At 65.5% G+C, this 22,760-nt stretch carries 14 protein-coding genes; 2 read left to right on the top strand and 12 right to left on the bottom strand.

What is annotated here, in order from left to right:
- Positions 1–32 precede the first annotated feature (32 nt).
- Together AC1DKQ_RS03980 and polA are read right to left on the bottom strand one after the other, a co-directional pair.
- Entirely contained in the window at positions 33–1,319 is a 1,287-nt protein-coding gene (locus AC1DKQ_RS03980; RefSeq protein WP_476918270.1) for a GNAT family N-acetyltransferase, read from the bottom strand.
- 63 nt (positions 1,320–1,382) lie between these two features.
- Positions 1,383–4,244: a DNA polymerase I gene (gene polA, locus AC1DKQ_RS03975; protein ID WP_476918269.1), complete on the bottom strand. Its 2,862-nt coding sequence runs from the start codon at positions 4,242–4,244 to the stop codon at positions 1,383–1,385.
- A gap of 19 nt (positions 4,245–4,263) precedes the next feature.
- Between polA and AC1DKQ_RS03970 the strand changes: the two genes are divergently transcribed.
- A complete protein-coding gene (locus AC1DKQ_RS03970) occupies positions 4,264–4,728 on the top strand; it encodes a hotdog fold thioesterase (RefSeq protein ID WP_476918268.1) in 465 nt (154 codons plus the stop codon).
- A 31-nt stretch (positions 4,729–4,759) separates the two neighbouring features.
- Here the strand turns inward: AC1DKQ_RS03970 and AC1DKQ_RS03965 are convergent, their stop codons facing one another.
- The 5 genes from AC1DKQ_RS03965 to AC1DKQ_RS03945 form a co-directional block, all read right to left on the bottom strand.
- The gene (locus AC1DKQ_RS03965) at positions 4,760–5,308 is read right to left on the bottom strand and encodes a dihydrofolate reductase family protein (RefSeq protein WP_476918267.1); all 549 of its coding nucleotides are present in this window, start codon (positions 5,306–5,308) and stop codon (positions 4,760–4,762) included.
- Between the two features lie 112 nt (positions 5,309–5,420).
- Positions 5,421–5,642, bottom strand: a complete 222-nt coding sequence (locus tag AC1DKQ_RS03960; protein ID WP_277523773.1) for a hypothetical protein — start codon at positions 5,640–5,642, stop codon at positions 5,421–5,423.
- Complete coding sequence (locus AC1DKQ_RS03955; protein ID WP_476883277.1) at positions 5,639–6,868, bottom strand: inorganic phosphate transporter; 1,230 nt, start codon at positions 6,866–6,868, stop codon at positions 5,639–5,641. Before AC1DKQ_RS03955 ends, AC1DKQ_RS03960 begins: the two co-directional genes overlap by 4 nt.
- A 266-nt stretch (positions 6,869–7,134) precedes the next feature.
- A complete protein-coding gene (locus AC1DKQ_RS03950) occupies positions 7,135–7,821 on the bottom strand; it encodes a hypothetical protein (RefSeq protein ID WP_476918367.1) in 687 nt (228 codons plus the stop codon).
- A 180-nt stretch (positions 7,822–8,001) separates the two neighbouring features.
- Positions 8,002–9,318, bottom strand: coding sequence for an erythromycin esterase family protein (locus AC1DKQ_RS03945; protein ID WP_476918266.1), 1,317 nt, complete (start codon positions 9,316–9,318; stop codon positions 8,002–8,004).
- Positions 9,319–9,765: 447 nt separating this feature from the next.
- On the opposite strand from AC1DKQ_RS03945, the gene AC1DKQ_RS03940 reads away from it, so the two are divergent.
- Positions 9,766–11,505, top strand: coding sequence for a long-chain-fatty-acid--CoA ligase (locus tag AC1DKQ_RS03940; protein ID WP_476918265.1), 1,740 nt, complete (start codon positions 9,766–9,768; stop codon positions 11,503–11,505).
- Positions 11,506–11,538: 33 nt separating this feature from the next.
- Here AC1DKQ_RS03940 and AC1DKQ_RS03935 read toward each other — a convergent pair whose 3' ends face one another.
- From AC1DKQ_RS03935 to AC1DKQ_RS03915, 5 genes are all read right to left on the bottom strand, one after another.
- On the bottom strand, positions 11,539–12,408 hold the full coding sequence (locus AC1DKQ_RS03935) for a hypothetical protein (RefSeq protein WP_476918264.1): 870 nt from the start codon (positions 12,406–12,408) through the stop codon (positions 11,539–11,541).
- 1 nt (position 12,409) lies between these two features.
- The gene (locus tag AC1DKQ_RS03930; protein ID WP_476883272.1) at positions 12,410–14,119 is read right to left on the bottom strand and encodes a multicopper oxidase family protein; all 1,710 of its coding nucleotides are present in this window, start codon (positions 14,117–14,119) and stop codon (positions 12,410–12,412) included.
- A 116-nt stretch (positions 14,120–14,235) separates the two neighbouring features.
- Positions 14,236–19,614, bottom strand: a complete 5,379-nt coding sequence (locus AC1DKQ_RS03925) for a peroxidase family protein (protein ID WP_476883271.1) — start codon at positions 19,612–19,614, stop codon at positions 14,236–14,238.
- Between the two features lie 531 nt (positions 19,615–20,145).
- Positions 20,146–21,159 carry a glycosyltransferase family 2 protein gene (locus AC1DKQ_RS03920; RefSeq protein WP_476883270.1) on the bottom strand — a complete coding sequence of 338 codons (1,014 nt, stop codon included), beginning with the start codon at positions 21,157–21,159 and terminating at the stop codon, positions 20,146–20,148.
- Between the two features lie 118 nt (positions 21,160–21,277).
- Complete coding sequence (locus tag AC1DKQ_RS03915) at positions 21,278–22,390, bottom strand: SDR family NAD(P)-dependent oxidoreductase (RefSeq protein ID WP_476883269.1); 1,113 nt, start codon at positions 22,388–22,390, stop codon at positions 21,278–21,280.
- Positions 22,391–22,760: the final 370 nt, after the last annotated feature.

Below are 22,760 nucleotides of genomic sequence, written 5' to 3'. Positions count from 1 at the left end.
CCGCCGGTGCCGGTTGGAGTCGGGCCGGAGGCCTAGAAGTGCGTGGGGCAGTGCGGTGAGCGTTCGACGGCGAACATGAGCCGCGCTGTCAGCGCCGCCCCCGCAGTGTGCTCGGTGATCCGGCCGGCGGCTTCCAGGGTCACGGGACAGACGGCGCCCAGGTAGATGGAGCCGAGATCCGCAACGTCCAGCGACAGGTCCGGCTCAGCCTCCGGAGCCGGCGTCACAGTGGCCTCTCCCCCCGAGACCGTGAGGGCGAAGGTGCCGGCCGCGAAGCCGAGGCTGTCGCGTACGGCAAGAACGACGGTCCCGTCGGCGGAGTAGCGGCGGGCCCCCAGCACCCGGGCCGCGTCCAGGACGCGCAGCCACAGCATGTCCCGGTGGTCCGAGGACTCGACGCAGCGCGGGTCCTCCAGCGCCCAGGTCAGGGGGTCGTCCACCGGCGCTTCCTGCCAGCTGATCCGATCTACGAGGTCGATGCTGCCGAGGAACTGCCACAGTTCCAGGTACGCGGCGTCGGTCGCCGCCACGAGGTCAACGATCTCCATGGTGTACGGCTTGGTGTCCCAGCCGGCGAACTTATAGGAGACGTAACCGTCCACGGTGCCCGCCGCGTCGTAGTGCAGGGCGCATCGGATGGCCTCGTCCTCCCCGCCGTCGCGCCCGAGCATGCCCGAGGACCGCAGCCGGTACGCTTCCTGCCGCGAGATCGATCCGGGCATAGAACCGTGGGCCCGCCCGAAGACCTCCGGGGCAAGCTCCAGGAGGACTTTGCGGTCGGCAATCTCCACGGAACCGACCGGCACATGGCGCAGGCGGAAGCGCGGCCCGGTATCAACTTTCACGCTGCGCTCGAAGGTGGCCACACCGTAACCGAACCGCCCGTAGATCGAGGCCTCCGAGGCAGTGAGTGCCGCAAGTGCGACGCCGTCCGCCTTCGCCGCGGCAAGGTCCTCGGTCATCATCCGCCGGAGCAGCCCCTGGCGGCGGTGGGTCCCGCGGACAGTGACGGCCGTGACGAGGTGGGCTTCCAACTGCCGGCCGTAGCCGAGGTTCAGGTCCTTGCGCAGGGTGGCGAAAGTCGCCACCGGGACCTCGGCCGCCAGCGAGTGGGCAGCGACGCCGGCGGCCTGGTAGACGCCGGTCATCTCACGGTTGTCCACGAGATACATGGCCATGATCTTGTCCACGAAGTCGTCCTTGCGCGGCTCGTCATAGAAGCCGATCCCGACTCCCCGCAGCCACGCGGTGCCCTGCGCGTAATCCGCCAAGTCTTTTTCGACCGCGCGGAACCGCCTGAGCTCGTACTTTTCTGCCACGTGCTTCTCCCCCTGAGAATCCTACGAATCCTGAGGTCCCGGCGGCGCCGGAACCGGTAAACGTTAGTGCCCCGCCTCGTACCAGCTTGAGCCGAGGCCGATCTGGACGTCCAGCGGAACGCTGAGATCCGCGGCCAAGCCCATCTGCTCCGTCACGAGCTTCTCGACGGCCTCACGCTCGCCCGTGGCGACTTCGAGGACGAGTTCATCATGGACCTGCAGCAGCATGCGCGACTTGAGGCCCCGGGCCGCCAGTTCGGCGTGCACTCCCAGCATGGCGCGCTTGATGATGTCAGCGGCCGACCCCTGGATTGGCGAGTTCAGCGCAATGCGCTCCGCGTTCTCCCGCAGCTGCCGGTCGGTGCTGGTCAGATCCGGGAGGTAACGCCGGCGCCCCTCGATGGTGGCGGTGTAGCCGTCGATCCGGGCCTGGTCCACCACGCCGCGGAGGTAGTCCCGGACGGCGCCGAACCGGTCGAAGTACTCCTTCATGAGGTTCCGTGCCTCGTCAACAGAGATCTCCAGCTGCTTGGACAAGCCGAACGACGTCAGGCCGTATGCAAGGCCATAGGACATCGCCTTGACCTTGGAACGCATGGCACTGGTCACCTGGTCTGTGGGCACATGGAAGATGTTCGAGCCCACGAAGCGGTGCAGGTCCTCGCCGTCCTTGTAGGCCTGGATCAACCCGGCGTCGCCCGAGAGGTGGGCCATGATGCGCATTTCGATCTGCGAGTAGTCCGCGGAAAGCAGGCACTCGTAGCCCTCGCTGACCACAAAGATGCCGCGGACCCGCCGGCCTTCCTCGCTGCGGATGGGGATGTTCTGCAGGTTGGGGTTGTTGGAGGAGATCCGGCCGGTAGCAGCGACGTTCTGCGCGTAGGTGGTGTGGATTCGGCCGTCTTCCGTGACGGACTTCTTCAGCGACTCCAGCATCTGGCGCAGCTTCGACGACTCGCGGTGTGCCATCAGCTGGACCAGGAATTCGTGCCCGGTCTTTTCCAGCAGGTTCTTGAGCGAGGCGGCATCGGTGGTGTAGCCGGACTTGATTTTCTTGGTTTTCGGCAACTGGAGCTCGTCGAACAGCACGGTCTGGAGCTGCTTCGGCGATCCGAGGTTGACCTCGTGGCCGATCGCGGCGAAGGCAAGCTCCTGGGCGTTCTCGATCACCTTGGCAAGGTCCGAGAGCTGCTCATCCATGCGTGGCATGTCGATGGCGATTCCCGCGAGTTCCATGTCGGCCAGCACCCGGCTGACGGGAAGTTCAAGGGTGGTCAGCAGGTCCTGGGCTTTGCGTTCCTTCAGTTCTGCTTCGAAGTAACGGCTCAGGGCCTGGACGACGGCGGCGACGTGGACCAGCGCGCCGGCGGCGGCGGCGTCGTCGCCGTCGAACGCCAGCTCAAGCTGGCCTTCCTTGGCGGCCTCGGTGGAAACGGCGATGTTGAGGTGATGCTGCGCCAGCTCCGCGAGCTCGTAGCTGCGGCGGTCGGGCTGGATGAGGTAGCCGGAGATGGAGGTGTCATCCACCACGCCCTCCAGTTCCAGGCCGCGGGCGGTCAGTGCCTTCAGGGCAGCCTTGAACCCGTGCACGACCTTCGGCGCTTGGGCGTCACGCAGCCAGGCGGCCAGGACGTTTTCGGCTTCGGCGTCCTGGCTGGCCAGGTCGATGTAAACGCCGGCGTGATCGCGGACGATCGCCACCGCGGCGGCGTCGTCGCCGATCCGGCCAGGCACAAGGTCGACCGCCACGGCGGAGCGCTGGCCGGCACCGGCCGCGAGGAAGGCGCCGAGCTCGGCTGCGTCCGCCGGGATCACGAAGTCCGGGATGTCGAGGCTTTCCCGCTCGGCCTCCGTAACTTCACTGCCGTAGAGGGCAAAGAGCCGGGTACGGATGGTCTTGAATTCGAGGGTGTCGAACAGCTCCTCAAGGGCGGCCTGGTCCGGCCGTGGGTCCGCGAGCTCGTCCAGTGTGACGGGCAGGTCGAGATCGGTGTGAAGCCTGTTGAGCCGGCGGTTGCGCTTGACGTCCTCAACGTATTCGCGGAGGGAGTCCCCCACCTTGCCGCCGATCGCGTCGAGGTTCTCCAGGACCCCCTCAAGACCGCCGTAGAGGTTGATCCATTTGGCTGCCGTCTTGGGACCGACGCCGGGCACGCCGGGGAGGTTGTCCGCGGACTCCCCCACCAGGGCGGCGAGGTCCGAGTACTGGGCGGGGCTGACGAAATACTTCTCCTGGATGGCGTCCGCGTCCATCCGGGGAATATCGCTGACGCCTTTCCTGGGGTACAGCACAAAAACGTTGTCAGTAATGAGCTGGAAGGCATCGCGGTCACCGGAGACCAGCAGCACCTCGTAACCTGCCTTTTCCCCCATGGCGGCGAGGGTAGCCAGGATGTCGTCAGCTTCCCAGCCGGGCATCTTGATGGTCTTGATGCCCCACGCGCCCATGACCTTGTCGATCAGGTCGATCTGGCCGCTCATTTCCCGGGGCGTCTCATTGCGGCCGCCCTTGTACTCGCTGTACTCGGCCTTGCGGTGGGTCGTGTCGTCGGAGACGTCGAACGCCACGGCCACGTGGGTGGGCTTTTGCTCCTTGATCAGGTTGATCAGCATGGAGGTGAAGCCGTGGATCGCGTTCGTGTGCTGCCCCGTGGCGGTGGAAAACTTGTCTGCGGGCAGGGCGAAGAACGCCCGGAACGCCATGGAATGTCCGTCCAGCACGAGTAGGCGCGGCTGGTTCGTGATGGGAATTACGGGAGCCTCGGTGGCGGAAACCGATGCCGCGGCCCGGCCGGATTTTCGGGCGGGCTTGGCCGCAAGCGTTGATTCCGGCTCAGTTGCCGGGAGAAGGACTGCGGCAGTGTCCGCAGAAAGGGGGGCAGCTGCTGCAAAGGGGGCAAGGGCCGGTTTGGTAGTTTCGCTCACAGGTGCCAGCCTAGTTCCCATGATGGACAATTTCACGCCCGGCCCTTACGCGGCCGAGCTCGCGGCGGCCGGGGTTCCCGAGGAAATGCACGATTGGCTGGGCCAATACGGCGTCGGGGCCCTCGTGGTGAAGATGGGGATCCACTTCCTTGAAATGAGTCCGGAACGCACTGTGGCCACCATGCCGGTGGAGGGGAACACCCAAGTGGCCGGCATCCTGCACGGCGGGGCCCACGTGGTCCTCGCCGAAACCCTGGGTTCCTTCGCTGCGGGAATGCACGCGGGTCCCAACCGGCAGGCTCTGGGGATTGAGGTCGGGGCGACACACCACCGGGCGATCTCCGAGGGCACCGTCACCGGCACCTGCACGGCCATCCACCTCGGCCGGACCCTCGCCACTCACGAGATCGTGATGACCGACGAGCACGGCCGCCGGCTCTCTACCGCCCGGATCACGAACCTTATCCGCGACATCGCGCCCTAGGGGCTCGCACGGCTTGGGGTTCCGGACCCGGCTAGGTCCGGTCCGGGAAGCGGTACCGCAGTTCCACGATGCCCCGGCCCAAGGTGCGCGACGACGTCAGCTCCAGCGGCGGCGTCGGCCCTCTCATCGGCAGTAACGGCTTGCCGCTGCCCAAAACCACGGGGATGACCGAGACAATCAGTTCGTCCAGCAGCCGGGCGTCCGCGAACTGCGCTGCCAGGGCGCCTCCGCCCACAACCCAGATGTTTCGGCCGCCGGCGTCGCCCTTGAGGTCGTCCACGAACTCGCCGACGGCCCCGCGCACGAACGTGACATTGGCGCCCGTGGGGGCTGAGTGTTCGTGGTGGGTGAAGACCCAGCAGGGCGTGCCCGGATAGGGCCAAGTGCCGGGTTCGTGTTCCCGAAGCCAGGCGTAGGTCTCGCCGCCCATAACGATACAGCCGACGTCGGCGATGAAGGCGTCGTAGCTCTCCTGCCCGCCGTCAAATCCGTCGAACTGGAGCAACCAGGCCAGATCATCCTTATCGGTGGCGATATACCCGTCGAGGGAGGAGGCCACAAAGTACTGGAAGCTCACCATGGCCCCAGCCTAGCCAATGCCGTGCCCGGTTCCCATCCCCCGACGCACGGCCTCACCCCTGCAAGGGACAGCCGAACAGCGCGGACGACCCGACCGGCCTGCAGGCGGCGGCTTACTTGTGGAAGTAAGGAATGATCAAGTAGAGCCCGAAGAGGACGGCAACCCCACACACGGCGAAGCAGGCGTAAGCGAGCGGTCGGGTCCACGACGCCGGAGAGTTCCGGATGTCGCCCGCGATGGCCGTCAGCCGGACACCCAGGGCATAGAGGACGACGACGGTCACCGCGGACAGAAGCGTGGCACCGGCCACGGTGAACAGTTCCAACCACTTCATCGCTTGGCGCTCCCGTTCTTGATCGCGTTGACGGCGGAATTCTTGATGGCCTTGGCGGTGGACTTCTTCTTACGGAACTGCACGGCCTGGCCGACTTCCTCGATTTGGACGGCATTGTGGTGGCCAACGTGGGATTTGCGTGCATGCACGAACATATAGGCCACTGCGGCGGTGCCGGCCACGGCCGCGATGATCACACCAATGACTCCGGTCTGAACGAGCATTGCAGTCAGTGCACCCACGATGCCGGCTGCGGGGAGTGTGAATAGCCAGCCGAGCGCAATCTTGCCCGCGGTGCCCCACCGCACGGTGGTGCCGCGGCGTCCCATTCCGGAGCCGATGACCGAACCGGAGGCCACCTGCGTGGTGGAGAGGGCGAAGCCCAGGTGCGACGAGGCCAGAATGGCACTGGCGGTGCTGGCTTCGGCCGCGAACCCCTGGGCAGGCTTGACTTCGGTAAGGCCGGAGCCCATGGTGCGAATGATCCGCCAGCCGCCGGAGTAGGTGCCGATCGCGATGGCGAAGGCACAGCAGGCGATGACCCAGAACTGCGGTCCGGAGCCGGCGGGCTGGGTGCCGGCAGAGATCAGGACCAGGGTGATGATCCCCATGGTTTTCTGGGCGTCGTTGGTCCCGTGCGCGAGTGCAACGAGGCTGGACGTGAAGATCTGGCCGGTCCTGAATCCGCCGCGCTTCTGCGTGAGCTTGTCCCCGGTTTCCGGGTCGTGCCGGGAGGTAAGCGCGTAGGCCAGCCTCGTGCACAGGTACGCCACGGCGCCGGCGATGACAGGCGCAAAAATCGCGGGAAGAATGACCTTCTGCATGAGCGACTCGAAATTGATCGAGTGGATGCCAATGCCGGCGATCGCAGCCCCAATCAGGCCGCCGAAGAGCGCGTGCGAGGAACTGGACGGCAGGCCCTTGAGCCAGGTGACCATGTTCCAGAGAATGGCGCCCATCAGGCCGGCGAAGATGATGTCCGGGGTTATCTGGACACCGTCCGCGCCTTCCTTGATGATGCCGCCGGAAACGGTCTTGGCGACTTCCGTGGAGAGGAACGCTCCCACGAGGTTTAGCACCGCCGCGAGGGCAACCGCTGTTTTCGGTTTGATGGCGCCGGTCGCGATGGGCGTAGCCATGGCGTTCGCGGTGTCATGAAATCCGTTCGTGAAGTCGAAGAACAGCGCCAGCGATATCACTAGCGCCACCATTACGGTGATTTCCACCTGTTGCCCAATCTGCAGTGTCCATGGTCAGCAGTTCCACATCCCCCATGCCGGATGAACACCGCGTTTCTCCGATGACTCTCCGGACTCGCAGTGGTCACTTAAGCAGCTTGAAACCTTATCGATGGTACGTGGGAAAGACGGCAGGGCAAAACATGCCAGAAGACCCTAAATTCCGGTCCCCGGTACGGCACGCAACATTCATGGTGGCGGTGCGACGCGTTTCACAGCGGGCGTGGCGGGCTTCGCCCCGACTCACGGCGGCCCTAGACGGTCCGGCGGACCTCCGGTGCCGGGCCGGCGTCGAGCATCGAAGCGATTTTTTCCTCAAGCGCAGCGAGCGTGGCCTCCGGCAACACGATGAGCCCGTCGAGTTCCCGGCGGGCGCGCCTGTACGCCGTCTGGCGCTCGGCAGGAGTCGCGGCCGCGTCTGAGGCGATCCGCAGGAGCTTCCGGGCAGTCTCCAGCCGCTGGCGTTCCGGCCCGGTGAACTTGCTGTCCCTGATCCGCTTGGCTTCCCGCTCGGCGACGTCGAATGCCAGTTCAAAACTGGTCACGGCTGCCCGGTACTCCGCGAGCCTTGCGGCGGTCCTGACTTCTCCGGGGGCGGCGGGGCGCAGACCGTCGGCCTCACGCTTGGCCCGCAGGAAAGCCACCGTGAGGGGCTCCCGGACATCCGTCATGACCGGAAAGTCGATCAGCTTTCCCACGTCGAGTTCGTAGTCCAGCCAACGCCGGTTGACGGCGTCGTGCGCCTTCATGAGGGCAAGCACATCGTCCTTGCTTGCCTGCTCGGCCTGCGCCGCTTGGTTCTTGAGCGTGTAGAGCTCCACACGGCGCCGGTGCCGGCGTTCGGCTGCTTTGGACCAAGAGCGCGCCCATCCGCCGGCCAGTCCGCTCAGGGGAAAGACGAGCCACCAGAAGTGAGTGACGAAATTGAAGAAGGGGTCCACGGCATCATCCTCCCATCCGTTGGGCAGCCGGGAAAAGCCCCCTCTGCGGACAGGGGCTTCCCGCCAGTCCGGGGTCGGTCCGTGCCAGGCCACCGCGGCCTCGCTGCCCGCAGACCCGTTGAAACCGACGACGATTGGCTTGCCCATCCTGGCTCCTGCCTTCTTGGAATCGACACCGGACTAGAATCCGGTGGGCTCGGTCTCGAACTCCGGTTCCTTGGGCGGCCCCTCGTGGTGCACCGGACGCAGTGCATTGGTGCGTTCAAGCCAGATGAGGGCATCGTAGCGCTCCCCCATCCGGGTCGGAACGTAGTTCCCGGCTTCCCTCTCGGGGTGATAGACGACGCCGATCGCCCGGTGCCCGAGCCATGTCGACAGCCATGGCCCGGTCCGGTCGTCGCCGAACTCCAGCACGGACGGCACGCCGAGGGCCTGATGCAGGAAGTCTTCGTGGCTGCCCGGATGTGCCGCCGGCACCGTAAGGATGCGCTCCGGGCGGCCCCACCCGTCAGAGGCGAGCACGGAGCCGCGGTGGGCTGCGAAGCCAACAAGCAGCACCCCTTCGCCCGCGTGGCGTTCGCGCAGCAGCTGCCCGACGTTGACCAGGCCGTCCTGCGCCATGTCGGTGGCCCGGGCATCACCGATGTGCGTGTTGTGTTCCCAGACCAGGCCTTTCGACGCCGCTCCGAGATGCCTGCTGACCCGGTCGATGGTGTCCGCCATGTGGTGGTCGCGGACATTCCAGGACTGCCGGTCACCCCGGACCATGATGCGGTAGTAGTGCTCCGCGTTGGCCGCCACTTCGGCGTTCTGGACGGCGTCGAAGGCGTCCTCCTCATGGGGTCCGGGGCTGAAGGCCCGGTTCCTGACCTCGGTCAGGAGGGCCACGACGTCGGGCTCGCAGGACTGCGGCACCAGCCGCGTGCTCCAGGCGTACTGGTGCGGGTCCTCGTGGTGGGGCAGGAAGCACTGCCAGGCCCGCTCGGCTGTGGGCACGGCGTCGGGATCGTTCTCCTGCAGCCAGCCGATGATTTCGCGGAGCGAATCCCAGAGCGAGTAGACATCCAGTCCGTAGAAGCCGACACGCTTATCCAGGGGCCGGCCTGCGTTCCAGCCGCGCAGCCAGTCCAGGAACGCCGCGACTTCCTCGTTGGCCCACATCCAGGTCGGCCAGCGTTCGAAACCGGCCAGCAGCGCGTGGACGCCCTGGTCCTTCCCCTCCTGGCCGCGGACCCAGCGGTTGATGCGCCAGCAGTCGGGCCAGTCCCCTTCCACCCCGATCCAGTTATAGCCTTCCTCCGCGATCAGCCTCCTGCTGAGGGTGTCGCGCCAGGTGTAGAACTCGTGGGTGCCGTGGGACGCTTCGCCGATGGCTACGAAACGGCACTCGGCAGCGCGCCGAACGAGGCCGTTAAGATCACGGTCGGTTTTCAGCGGCCGGGCCAGATCGTGGATCTCCTTCAACAGGGTGGTCCGGGTGACGCCGTCGGAGTTCATCGCAGGTCCCCTGTGTCGATACTTCCTGTGTCGATACTTCCTGTGTCGATCGTCCCGGAGTCGGAGGGACCCCGGAACTTCAGGGTCGGCTGCTGGTACTTCATGGCGCTCCCGAGGACCTCTTACATTGCGTAGCATGTGGAATTGCGCAAGCATGTGGAACAGCGCGGCCCTGAAGTGTGCGGACCTGCGGCTCGCGGTGTACGCCCCAGCCTCCGCCCGGGCCTGCCGGGTGCCAAGGGCCGAAAGTCACCTCCCCGTACTCACGGCGCGCCACCACTGCGGCCCTCGCCGGCGACGCTCGTCCGTGTGGGGCCGCGCCGGTGGGATTTCGCCGGTAGGATTTCTTGGCGGGCCCTGCGGGGCCCGGGGCCGGGAGCCGGACCCAGCCAGCCCAACCCAGCCCACCCAGCCCAGCCCAACCCAGCCCAGTGGCAAGGACACACCATGAGCACCAGATCCGCGGGGCCTCTGCGTCCCGGCCGCCCCTGGATCCGCCACTACAGCCCCGGAGTTCCGGCCGACCTCAAGCTCCCCGAAGGGTCCCTTGTCGACCTCTTGGACTCGTCCGTCCGGCGCTACGGGAACAAGACCGCGCTGGAATTCTTCGGCGCGTGCACCAGCTACCGAGAACTGGGGACCGCCATCAGCAGGGCGGCCGCGGGCCTGAAGGCGCTCGGCGTCCGGGCCGGTGACCGGGTGGCGCTGGTCCTGCCGAACTGCCCGCAGCACATCATCGCCTTCCACGCGGCGCTGCGCCTGGGCGCCGTCGTCGTCGAACACAATCCCTTATATACAGACCGTGAACTACGCCATCAATTCGAGGACCACGGCGCTACCGTCGCCATAGTCTGGGACAAGGCCGTTGACAAGGTTCGTCAGCTGCCGGCCGACGTCGGGCTGCACAGCATCGTCTCAGTTGAGCTGATCCCGGCGATGCCGTTTCTGCAACGGATGGCGTTGCGACTCCCCGTGCCGGCAGCCCGCGCCGCCCGGGCCGCCTTGGCAGCCGGCAAGCACCCGCCGAGGCCCGTGGCGCAGCCGGCGCGCCGGACCGTGCTGGCCTGGAAAGAACTCCTTGCCGCCGGCGCGCTGAAAAAACGGCATCCGCGTCCGGCCGCCGGCGACCTGGCCGTCATCCAATACACCAGCGGCACCACGGGCCAGCCGAAAGGCGCCATGCTGACCCATGCCAATCTGCAGGCCAATGCCGCGCAGGGCCGCGCGTGGGTGCCCGGGCTCAAGGACGGCCGGGAAACTGTGTACGCGGTGCTGCCCATGTTCCACGCGTACGGTCTGACGCTGTGCATGACGTTTGCCTTGAGCATTGGTGCCAGGCTGGTGCTGTTCCCCAAGTTCGACGTCGACCTCGTACTGAAGGCGCACAAGAAGTCCCCTGCAACGTTTCTGCCGGCGGTGCCGCCGATCTACGACCGGATCGCCGCAGCCGCCGCCGAGCGCGGTATCGCGCTGGACAGCATCCGGTTTTCCATCTCGGGGGCGATGAACCTGCCAACGGCGACAGTGGAGAGGTGGGAGAACGCGACCGGGGGCTTCCTGATCGAGGGCTACGGACTGACGGAAACCTCGCCCATCGCCCTGGGCAACCCCTTCGGGCCCAGCCGGAAACCGGGAACTGTGGGGGTCCCGTTTCCCCTGACCGACATCCGCGTGGTGGACCCGCGGAACGTTCTCCTGGGCTGTGCCCCCGGCGCGGAGGGGGAGCTCCTGATCCGGGGTCCGCAGGTTTTTGCCGGTTACTGGAACCGGCCGCAGGAGACAGAGGAAGCGCTGCTGGAAGGCGGCTGGTTCCGCACGGGGGACATTGTCACGGTGGACAAGGATGGTTTTGTGACTGTCCGGGACCGGCTCAAGGAACTCATCATCACGGGAGGTTTCAACGTCTCCCCCACGGAAGTCGAGGACGTCCTCTCCGAATTCCCCGGCGTCAAGGACGTGTGCGTGGTGGGTCTGCCCCGCCCCGGCGGCGGCGAAGACGTGGTGGCCGCCGTCGTGGCGTCCGCGGGTGCCGGCATCGACCCGGAGGCGCTACTGGCGTTCGCCCGGGAGAGCTTGGCCGCCTACAAGGTGCCGCGCCGCGTTGCCGTGATGGACGAGCTGCCGCGTTCGCTGATCGGCAAGATTCTGCGCCGCGAGATCCGGGACACACTCGTGGCCGGCCGGTAGCGTTCCCCTTGCTCCGGCCGGCCACTGGTGCGGTCAGTGCCCGGATTCCGCAGAACCCGGGGTCGTTGCTGTGGCGTCGCCGCTGCCGCTGCCGGCGTCGTGCGAGTGCGTTCCGCCATCCTCCGCCGACGGTTCAGGCTCGGGTGCCGGTTCCGGCTCGAGGGACATGTCCACTCCCTCGCCCGTGGCCGAACGGGGAGCCAAGGTCACGTCCGCTGGCTTGACGCCGGCGCCGCGGGCCATGCCGATCCGCACGGATTCCACCAGCAAGTCGCTGAGCAGCGGTCCCGTATAGGTAACCTTCAAGGCCGCCTTGTCCAGGATGGTGCCGTAGTTCCCGAGCGCGTCCGAGAGGATGCCCTCCGCGGCAACGGACCTGGCCACGGCTGCCGGATCGGCGGCAGCGACGCTGAACTGGAGGTCGTGGACCAGGACTGACGCGACGTGGACATGCTCCACGCCGGGGTAGCTGCCCTCCGGGCCGAAGGCGAGCTCGGCCAGCTTCTCCGCGTCCTCGCCCGTGCTTCCGGCCGGAAGCGCCAGGATCAATTCCGGTGCGAGATGCTCCAGGATCGCTGGTTCGAGCACGTCCGGGGGGATGTCGGAAAGGACGATGCGGCTGGCAGCCGCGGTCTGCTCGAGCCGTGCGCGCGGTGCGCCCGGCTTTCCGCCCGCGGTGGGGTGGATGGCAATGACCGCGCGGCGCCGCACCATCAGCCCGTCGTTGCTCACGGCGGGGCGGCCGTTGCCTACGTCTGTCCCGGTCTCCAGCGAGACGGGCGCCGCGCTCTGAACGGCCGCGGCGTTAGGCACGGGCGGTGCCGGCGACGGTGTTCCGCCCGTGCAGGCGCTCAGCGCCAGCACGAGCAGGGCCGCCGCGCCCAGCGTCCCAACGCGGCCCATCTCAGGTCCCCGCCGGCAGCCCGGGCCGGTACACCGGCGGGAAGGCGTCCGGAGCAGCGGTGTCCAGGACCGGTGGATCCGAAGTGATGGGGTCGTTGGTCCGCAGGTCGCCGACGGAGAACTGCACCATCATGTCGTGGTCCTCGTGGACCAGGTTGTGGCAGTGGATCATGTAGCGACCACCCCCGCCGGTACCCGTGTCGAACTGCATGAGGGCGGTGACGGACTCGTTCTCGCCAGCGTAGAAGACATCCTTGGGGCCCTTCTCCCAGGCAAACGGCTGGCCGCCGTTGGTGTTCCTGGCGATAATTTTGGCGTCAATGAGGTGGATGTGCACCGGATGGAACCAGCCGCCGGATGCGTTGATGATGGTCCATTGCTCAATGTCGAATGGTTGGGGGTTGCCAAACAGCTTGGTAAACCCGGACTTCTCCACATCGGCCCACGTGACGCCGTTGACGGTCCACTGTCCGTGGTCCCGGAAAAATCTCAGTTCGCGCTTCGCCTTCGCCATTGCCGGAGTGAGGCTCATAGTGGGGATGCCGCCCTTGGACGCGTTGACGGAGCCGCCGTCGTCCAGAGTTGCCGGAATACTGGAAATGGAGCCGGCCCCGGACCCGGAATCGGCCACTACCTGGAAGCGCATGATTTTGTTGGTGTTGGCGAAGTCGATGTTGTTCTTGTTGCTGAGGTTGCGCAGTTCTATCAGCTGGCCTGTCCGGTATTTCCGAAAGTCGATTAGTACTTCATAGCGTTCCGCCGTGCCCTGCCGCCACGATTTCACGGCTTCCACTTTGGGCGTCATACCGGCGTCGGTGCCCACCACGTAGACGGGGTCTCCGGTGGAGAGCGTGGGCCGATAGGACCGCGAAATCGAGGCGTCGAGCACCCGGAAGCGGTAGATCCGGGGCTTGACCTTCATGGTGGGCCACGGCACGCCGTTGACCATGATGACATCGCCCCACAGGCCCTTCACGTCGTTGTCGTTGTATGCCAGGGAGCCATCGGCGTTAAACATGGCGTCCGAAATCATGAGCGGTACGTCGAATTCCCCCTGAGGCAGTTGCGCACGCTCAAATTTGTCGGATAGCGGATAGAAGGCCGCGAGCCCCGAATACACGTTCTGGGCGGTGATGTGGTGCTTATGGTCGTGGTACCAGAGGGTCCGTGCCGTCTGAAAGTTTGGGTAATGGTAGTTCTTGACGTTTCCCGGGACGGTGATGTCGTTGGCGTATCCGTCGTACTGCGGCAGCGACGCCGAGCCGTGCAGGTGGGTGACGGTATCAAAGCGGGCGGGTTGCAGGAGCCCTGCGGCCGGCAGCGCGTTGCGGATCCGCACCTCGATCCGGGTGCCCTGGGTGGCCCGGATGGTGGGGCCCGGGAAGATGCCGTTGTAGCCCGCGACGGTGGTGTTCAGGCCGGGCACGAACTGGGCCTGGCCGAGTTTCTGGGTGAGGGCATACCGGGCGAACGGACGGGCCGGGTCGCCGTCGTCGAAGCCCGTCTGAAAAGGGACCAGCTCCGGCGGGCGGCGAAACACTCCGGCATAGGGAACAGGCATGTTCTGGGGTGCAAGAAGGCTGGCCGTGACCGGTGTCCCGGCCGGCGCGGCAGTGCCCGTCGTCGGGACGTCGTCGTCGCCGCCTTTGAAGCCGGCAAGGCCGAGGGCGCCGACAGCGCCCAGTTTGAAGATCTCTCGTCGTGTAGTCATGGCCCCTCCAAGTGGGCAATAGAGCTGAATACAGTGTCCAAAATGAATTTCGAAGACTTGAGGAAGCCGGCTGGCGGGCCGCTGAGGGTCCGCCAGCCGGCGTTCTCACACTGCTGCTACAGTGCTGATCCCGTGGTGAACGTCCACGAACGGCTGGGCAACGGGTTGCCTGCCAGATCGCGGATCCGGGTGGTGCCACCGGTGATGATGACCCTGTACTGCGTGCCGGCAAGGAGCGTGGCACTCGGGTTGATTGTCAGCACCCTGGTCGTGGCGTTGTAAGTCACCGCGACCGCGATGTCGACTCCCGTCGAGGCCCGGACGATCCGGACACTGCCTGCAGCGGCGAACCCGGTGATGGACTCACTGAACGTCACCGTCGTGTTGCTGTTCCGCAGCACCCCTGTGGCTCCCGCAGCGGGGGTCGATGAGGTGATGACAGGAAGAGGCCCCGACGTGAACGTCCACGTGCTCGTCGCCATCGTGTTGCCCGCAAGGTCACGGACGCCGGAGACGGTCACGGTGTAGACGCGGTCTGCCGGCAGCGTTGCCACCGGGTTGAGCGTCGCGACGCGGGTCAGCGAATCGTAGGAGACGACGGCGGCGATCGCCGTGGTGCCCTGCCGCAGTTGGAAGTTCGTTCCCGTAACTCCCGTCACCGGTTCACTAAACGTTGCCGTCACGTTGGCGCCCTGGCTGACCGACAATGCCCCCGGCGCAGGGGACCGCGCGGTGAGGGTGGGAGCCACGAATTCGGTACGTGGTGTCACCGCTGCGGTGCGGGCCGAGAATCCGCCCGTACCCACCGTGTTGATGGCGGCGACGTCGAACGTGTACGCCGTCCCGTTGGTAAGGCCTGTCACGACGACGGTTCCGACGTTTCCGGTGACCGCCTGCGTGCGTGCCAGGACGGTCCCGGCGAAGGCCCGCACGGTGTAACCGGTGATGGCGGATCCGCCGTTGGATGCCGGTGCGGTCCAGGTCAGGGTCGCCGAGGCGTTCCCGGCCGTGGCCGTCCCGATGGTGGGCGCTCCCGGTGCGGTCGCCGTCGTCGGGCTCACTGTGTTGGAGAGTGCCGAGAACGGGCTGTCACCGAGGGCGTTGCTGGCCAGCACCTGGAACCGGTACTGGGATCCGTTCGTCAGACCCGTCACCACCAGGCTGGTGGCGCCCGCCGGAGCGGTGCGCAGCGCACCGACCTGGACGCCGGCCGGGTCTGTCGTCACGTCGAGCACCTTCACGGAGAAGGTGTCGGCAATGCCGACGGTCGGGGCCGTCCAGCGCACCGTTGCCTGCCCGGGGCCGGCGGCTGCCGTCCCGATAACCGGGGCGTTGGGCAGAACGGTATCGGAGAACTGCAGGAACTCGATGTTGCGGATCGTGTCCGTGCCGTCAATTCCGACGTTGTCCACCACCGTGGTAGTCGAGCCAGCCGAACCAATGGTGCCGGTGCCGCCAGTCGTGGTGATGGTGTAGTTGGCCCGGGGTCCGGAGAAGATCGCGACGTCCCGGTTGCCCGTGGTTTCGAGGGCGGTGGGGGTCACGATTTCGCGGACAGCCACCAGGTTCCCCGGGTTGACGACGCCGGCTGCTACTGCAGCCGCCAGGGTCTGCGGGTTACCCGTCTGGTACGGGCGTTCCATGAGGTCGGTGGTACCGATCTCCGTGCCTGCGTCGTCCCGCACGCTGATGCGGATCTTCAGGTACCGGTCACCGTCGAGCACGTCGTTGCCGCCGCGGCCCTCGAGCTTGTCGCTGCCAAGGCCGCCGATGATGATGTTGCCGTCACCCCAGACCGGACCGGTTAGCGGGCAGACGCCCATCGGTGAGAGTGCAGCCACGGGTGCAAGCGGGGTGGTCGGCGCGGGGAGAATGGCCCCCAGGCCGGCGATCCGGTTGATGCCCGTCTGGTCGAGGACGTCGCAGCCACTGAAGCCTGCACCACCTACGGTGCTGGGCACTGCGTCGTCGCCTCGGATGACATCGTCGAACTTGGAACCGGAGTTGGCCTCCACTTCCTGCCAGCGGTCGCGGTTGACCACGACAGGAAGCGGGAGTCCGACCAGGTTGTTGTTGATCTTCATGTCGTCGTCGGCGGCGACAGTGTCGTACTGGTGCGTGGCCCAGTCGAAACCGGCAGCACCGGCGTAGCGGTCGATCGCCGCGTTGGACGTCATGATGTCGTCGCCGCCTTCGGCGTCGTAGTCATTCTCGCCAACCTGTCCGACGAAGATGTCGTTTCCGGGCTTCGTCTGGGCCGGGTCGTCGAAGAACGGTGCGCCGTGGTCGCCGATCAGCAGGTCCTGGCCGGAACCGCCCTGGATCCAGTCATCGCCGCCGTCACCGAACGTCGCATCGGCACCGTCACCGGACTGCACGAAGTCGTTTCCTTCGCCGGCAAAGGTTTCGTTGTCGTTGGCGCCGCCGTTGGTGAAGTCCTGGCCGTCGCCGCCCATCATGATGTCATCACCGATACCGGAGTTGAGGTAGTCGTTGCCCGGACCGCCCTTGAGGACGTCGGCGCCGGACAGATCCGTGATCCGGTCGTTGCCGTCGCCGCCGAGTGCGATGTCGTCGCCACCGTTGCCCTCAATGACGTCGTTGCCCTCGTTGCCGAGGAACGTGTCGTTGTCGTTGCCGCCGGTGACCCGGTCAGCGTTGGCCGTGCCGTTGTATACGGACTGGCCGTTAATGCCGCTGGGATCTACCGTGTTCTTCTCCATGTACTGGATGGTGCCGTCCGGCTTGCGCAGGAGCAGCAGGTTCTCCTTGCACTCGCTGGCTGGGTCATCGGCGACCGTGGCCCCCGATGTCGTATACCCCGCCGGCGTACCAGCCAGGTTGCCGAGCTGGAACTTGCAGTCGGCTGTGCCGAAAGCATCTGCCTTGAGCGAGTGCGCGTCGGTGTTGCGCATGATCATCTCCGCGAAGGAGTTGCTCTCCAGCTGAGACCGCAGGTTCATGCCGGGTGTGCGCGCCAGGTAGTAAAGGCGGTCACCGTTCTGCAGGTCGGTCATCTGGTTCTCGAACACGTAGTTGAAAGTGCTGCCCAGGAGGCCGCCGAAGAGGTTAGTCTTCTCCGCCAGCCCGCCGACCCAGAGGTCGACCTTGTTCAGCCCGGTCTCCTGGGTGGCCCACGGACCGGCACTGTTCATGAAGTCGGACATGTCAGCCGTGGGAGGAGATGCCAAGGTGCCGGGATCAACGATTGCCTTGGCTGCTGCCCGCTTGCCCGCCAGCGTGGTTTCGCTGGTGATGGTCGGGTAGGTGCCGTAGGCGGCAACAAAGTTGATCAGCGATTCGGGGTGCTTGAGGTTCTGCCCGAAGTCGGCCCAGCTCGTGTAGGGAGCCAGTTGGGCGTCGCCCGTGGACTCGTTGATCTGGCGGCGCAGCTCATTGAGCGGCGGGACGCCTTCGGAACGTGCACGGGTCATGTTGATCGTCGCCAGGTCCAGGGGAAGACCCAGCAGGTTGTTGCGCAGCGTGCCGGTCACGAACTCATCGAGTTCGTTGCCGACCTGGTCGCTCATGCCCATGACGATGCTGCCCGCGGCTTCTTCCGAGGTCAGGGACCCCGCCGATCCGCCGTTGGTGTACTCGGGCGGGTTCAGGAATCCTTTAAGCAGGGAGATGGAGTTGTCGCTGCCGTCCGCGTTGGTGCGGGAGATGGTCTCGGTCAGCATGGAGTGGCCGAAGCGGTAGACCGCGTGGGCGAACTCCGCCCTGATGGCCGGGTTGATGTCCGTGTGGTAGACGTGGAAGGGCTGGATCGCGGGTTGGACCTTGCGGCCGAACTCCTCGAAGACCAGGTGCTGGTATTCCATCTCCGTGACGAACCGGGCCGCCTGGAACAGGCGTTCGCCGTTCCAACCGTTAGCACCCGCAGTCAGCTTCCACTCCGCAAGCGCGGCAACGCCGGTGGCTGAGGTGTCGTTGGTGAGGGTGTTCTCGATATCCGCCACCAGGCGGTCGTGCTCCGAGTGGAACACCTGGTGGATGGTGGTCAGGCCGATGTTCTCGTTGACGCGGCCGTCACCGGCACAGAAGTGCGCATTGAGCATTTCGTCGTCGTAAGTCCCGGCGGGCTGGTTCGCAAAATCCGCCGAGGCCGTGGTGTCAGCGTCCGGAGTGGGCGCGACAGGCGGCGTGGCAGGGTTGTGGTCCGTGTCCTGCGGCGACGGATCGGCGTTGTGCGCGATGTCGGTCAGGAACGGGGTATCGAAGTACCGCACGTTCGCCGGTACCGGAACGGGGTTAGCCGTGTCGCCCTCAACCAAGCCGGTCAGGGTGACGTACTGCGGCAGACCGCGCGCGGGGCCCGGGATGAACTTGCCGTACGGATCCGCGGCGATCATCGGAATGTTGGTGACATCCTTGTCCTCGAGCTTGAGGCCCAGGAAGATCGCTGCCTGCGCCTTGACGCCCGCCCACGTGGCCATGCCGCCGGCGGTGGGACCGGCAGGACCGCCGAGCAGCTTGCCGGTTGCGACCGGCCTGCCGGCGGTGTTGTTGATGTATTCCCGCAGGAACACCTGGTGCGAGGGGTGGGACGTGTACGTCTGGGACTGGTCCACGTACGGCGAGTCCGTGTTGGCGGCTTCCTGGACGTCATCTGCGGTACCGAGGACGCCATCCGCGCCCGGCTGGTTCTGGGCCCGGGTAAGGACCATGAACGCGTTCGGGCTGTTGGGAGCCACTTCATCGCCGGTTCCGGCCTTGCCGTCGGGTCCGACTGTAATCAGCGGATCGTCGGCCTTGAGCGGAACGAACACCGTTCCGCCGCCCTTGACCGTCTGGTCCACACCGTGGTCGAAGAACTGGCCGAACAGCGTGAACAAGGAGTTGTAGGGCGGGGAGAGTCCAACGTCGGTGGTGACGTTGGGGATGAACAGTGTGTGGCCCGTGGGGACGCAGCCGGCCGGCACAGCCTCGACCGGCGGAGCCGCCAGGGGGTCAGGATCGGTGGTGCAGGGGAACAACCCTGGGTTGCCTTGGGTCCGGACCGGGAACCCGGCAGCGGCCACGGCGGCCGGATTAGTGGACGTCTGGTCCACGATCAGGTTACTGATTTGGCGGGGCTGGGAGTCGAACACATTGCCCGACTTCTGGGCGTACGAGGACGTACCGGCGGGGCCGAACCCGGCAGGGACACCATCCGCTGTGTTGAACGACGGCGTCGTGTGACGCGGGAAAAGCTGGTCGGCGGCCCCGAATGTTTCGCGGCCCTTGATCAGGTTGTTGCAGGAGCCGTCAACCGTGCGGAGTCCGTACGAGGTAAGGGCATCGGGGATCTGGTTAGGGCCTCTTCCGATAAGCGCCCCGCAAGGGCCGGTGGCCGACGTCGTATTCGCGACGTGTGCCTCGGCGATCTTGATCTGCTTGAGGATGAAGGCCAAGTCGGCTGCGGTGACGGTGAAGCCTGCGCCGACGGGCGCCGGCGCGGCGCTGGCGCCCAGCGCCGTTGTAGTGAGCCCGACGAAAGTGAGCAGCGTCATCGCTGTTCCTGCGGCTACTGCGCGGGTTGGGCGGCTAAAGACTCGTCTTTGGCCGCCGACCTTCCTGCTTGCAAACAAATTCATTGCACACCTGCCTCTTAGAGTGAGTGATGGTGCAACAGTGCTTGGTGATTCCTTGGAGAAAACTGGGAGCAGCCGGCACCTTGCGTTCCGGACCGCGGTCCGTTGATTTCCGGGGGTTCCGACCACTTGGCTCACGCGCTGCGGGTACCCGCTCCGACGCGTTGGGATACCCGCCCGGCGGCCGACGGCGGCGAGGCAGCCCGCGCGGGGGGTACTGACCGCAAGGGCCGGCGGCGGATAACAGACGGGTAACCGCTACCCCTCGAGGACTCGAATTTTTGACCCCTGCTACCTACAGCCGGAGTACAGCAGGCTCTCAGCGAGCGCCAAGACGGTGTTGGTATAAGGGGTGCGCACGGGTGCAAGCGCTGGCCGGATGACGCTCACAGGAGGCTCGTGGATTGTGCCACGAACCTCCTGTGAGCGCCCGCGGCAGCGGCGCCCTGGCTATGCGCCGGCCACGCCCACGGCTTTGCGGGGCTGACCTGGCGCATGGGAACCCACGGCGCCGCGATGGAACCTGATGAGTCCGAAGTTCCTCTCTGGAATTGCCATGGCAAAGTACCAGACCACACCGAGCGGAAGGATGATCAGACTGGTGGCAAGCGTGTAGAAGGGCATCAGCAAAAGCCAGCGATTGCGCCCTTTCCAATGAATGGCATAGACCATGCCGAAATAGAGAGTGGCCGCGGCCAGCAGCGACAGCCCGGGATGAACGAGCGCTTCCCACCGAAGAACGAGAAATGCAAAGAGCACAACACTCCCGTATGCCCAGAAGAATGGATGCCAGAAGCAGAAACGGATGTTCACAATATACAAACGGAATTCCCCGCCCGCCCAGGCAAGGCGTTGCCGCCACCAGGCCCGCAACGATGCGGGAACGTCCGTGTTCACGGCGAAAGGAATGTGGGTCATGCGGTATCCGAGACGCTCGCCGAGCAAACCTGTCTCAACATCATTGCCCTGGAAGAAGAGTGAATGCTGCGCCATGATGGCCCGCATCGCAGATGCTGTTCCGGCGTGGCATGCGCCACTTAGAAGCCATGGCATGACGAACCGGAGGCGCATTGCCAGCCGGTACTCATGCCGCTGCAACTGGACCAGGGCGGAGCCCTCCTCCTGCGGCACCAGCTCAATTGAAGCGACATCGTCGCCGCGCCTTCGAAGCTCACCCACCAGTTCAGACAGCGGCCGGACCGACGTCGAGTCCGCATCCAGACACACCACATAGTCAGCTTCCACGGCAGATCCCAGCGCGTCCCTGATGACGCGGTCGCGGACTGTTCCGCCGGTCCGGCGCCTGGTGCCGGCCGACGGAGGAACGTAATCGCTGTGAAATACCCGGAAACCGTGGTTCGCCGCTATTTCCTCCAGCGATTGCCGGAAATCGTCGGTTTCGCCGGAGGTCGTGCAGAGGATGACTTGACGCCCGTAACTGTCGAGAAAGTCGACGTTGGTCAAATACCGGATATCACCGTAAATGGGAACAAGTACATCGAAGGACAGACCCTCAAGTGAGGCGCTGCCAGCTTCCCGATGCCCAGTTCCGAAGCGGCTGCTGCGGGCCGCTCCGACAGCGTCAACTAAGACTGCCAGAAGGGGCAGTGCCAAGAGCGCTAGAAGCGAAGCTGTCCAGTCCATCGTTTACCTTTCCGGCAGTATTGAATTCGAGCGCCTCGCGAACGAGTGCAGGGTGGGCGCCGTGGTCGACGAGCTCGCGAAGGAGTGCCAGTGCATGGTCAATCGGATACGCTCCGACGTCGACCTTCAAAATGCGCGGATGAGGCGTGGCATGGTGGGTCTCGCGCTGGTCGAAAAGTTCCTCGGACATCTTTTCGCCGGGGCGGAGCCCGGTGTACTCAATTTCAGGCATCGGGCAGTCAACCAATTCGACATACCGGCGCAGCAGCGACTCGATCCGCACCGGCGCACCCATGTCCAACACGTACGTTTCCCCGCCGGCGGCCAGGCAGGCGGCTTCGATCACCAGGCCGGCCGCCTCTGGGATGGTCATGAAGTAGCGTGCGACAGCGGGATCGGTGATCCGGATCGTCTGTCCTGTTTCAATTTGCGTCATGAGCGTGGGCAGAAATGAGCCTCGGCTGCCCAATACATTTCCAAAGCGGACACTTGCCACTTTGGTCGCCGAGGTGTCGGCGTACTTGTCGGCGACGTGCTCCGCGAGACGCTTGGACCATCCCAACGCCGATGTCGGATTCGCCGCCTTGTCCGTGCTTATGTTGACAACCCTGTCCACGCCTGCGGCTATTGCGGCACGCACTACGGACTGGGTCCCAAAGACATTTGTCTTGACGGCCGCTTCGGGTGCCCGCTCCAAGAGCGGCAGGTGCTTGTGCGCTGCGGCGTGGAACACCGCGTCTGGACGGACCTCCTGCATGATGCGCCGCATCAACTGCTCATCGCGTATGTCGGCCAGCCGGTAGACGTCATCGTCCAGCAATGCCATGCCTTCCAGGTCCATTTGCAGGTTGTAGAGCGCGAACTCGTCGTTATCTATGCAGTAGACCTTCGCTACTTCCAGCATGAGCATCTGACGGACAATCTCCGAACCGATGGAACCCCCGGCGCCCGTGACCAGGATGGTTCGGCCTTGGAACAAGGCTTTCGCTGCAGCCCCGTAAACGTGGATCGACTCTCTACCAAGCAGTCGGTCGGCACAAATTTTTTTCATGACGCTTCCCCCAGTATTCACATGATTTTTCAGCTGTTGATCGAGCCCATTGAAGTCAGGACGGATCCCTTCGGCTCCGCCTGAAGGCGGCCGAACGCAACGAAGAACCCGTATGCCGCAGGGCTAACGCCCCTTGACTCCGCTTGGTTTTCCCCACTGAGACCTTCCACCCCTAGAACACACGGCTTCAGCAGCGGGAACACGAGTAACGGCTACCTGAAAAGCGCGAGGACGATACTCGGGAGGGGTGCGTACGGGTGGGGCGTGGTACCTGAGCGGGCCAGCCAATTGCTTGCGGCGGTCCGATCAAGCTGATAGGCCTGACGGTATTGTGCATAGTGGCAGCAGATCAGCACGCCGTCCCCTCCGG

This window comes from Arthrobacter sp. 05L421 (assembly GCF_056397785.1).
The sequence above is the reverse complement of the archived record's forward strand: the minus strand, read 5'-3'. Positions and strand labels throughout refer to the sequence as shown.

What these genes read in the sequence shown, in the direction of transcription:
- AC1DKQ_RS03970 (WP_476918268.1), top strand. Translation starts at nt 4,264, where the DNA reads ATGATGGACAATTTCACGCCCGGCCCTTACGCGGCCGAGCTCGCGGCG.
- AC1DKQ_RS03965 (WP_476918267.1), bottom strand. Translation starts at nt 5,308, where the DNA reads ATGGTGAGCTTCCAGTACTTTGTGGCCTCCTCCCTCGACGGGTATATC.
- AC1DKQ_RS03960 (WP_277523773.1), bottom strand. Translation starts at nt 5,642, where the DNA reads ATGAAGTGGTTGGAACTGTTCACCGTGGCCGGTGCCACGCTTCTGTCC.
- AC1DKQ_RS03945 (WP_476918266.1), bottom strand. Translation starts at nt 9,318, where the DNA reads ATGAACTCCGACGGCGTCACCCGGACCACCCTGTTGAAGGAGATCCAC.
- AC1DKQ_RS03940 (WP_476918265.1), top strand. Translation starts at nt 9,766, where the DNA reads ATGAGCACCAGATCCGCGGGGCCTCTGCGTCCCGGCCGCCCCTGGATC.
- AC1DKQ_RS03935 (WP_476918264.1), bottom strand. Translation starts at nt 12,408, where the DNA reads ATGGGCCGCGTTGGGACGCTGGGCGCGGCGGCCCTGCTCGTGCTGGCG.
- AC1DKQ_RS03930 (WP_476883272.1), bottom strand. Translation starts at nt 14,119, where the DNA reads ATGACTACACGACGAGAGATCTTCAAACTGGGCGCTGTCGGCGCCCTC.
- AC1DKQ_RS03925 (WP_476883271.1), bottom strand. Translation starts at nt 19,614, where the DNA reads ATGACGCTGCTCACTTTCGTCGGGCTCACTACAACGGCGCTGGGCGCC.
- AC1DKQ_RS03915 (WP_476883269.1), bottom strand. Translation starts at nt 22,390, where the DNA reads ATGAAAAAAATTTGTGCCGACCGACTGCTTGGTAGAGAGTCGATCCAC.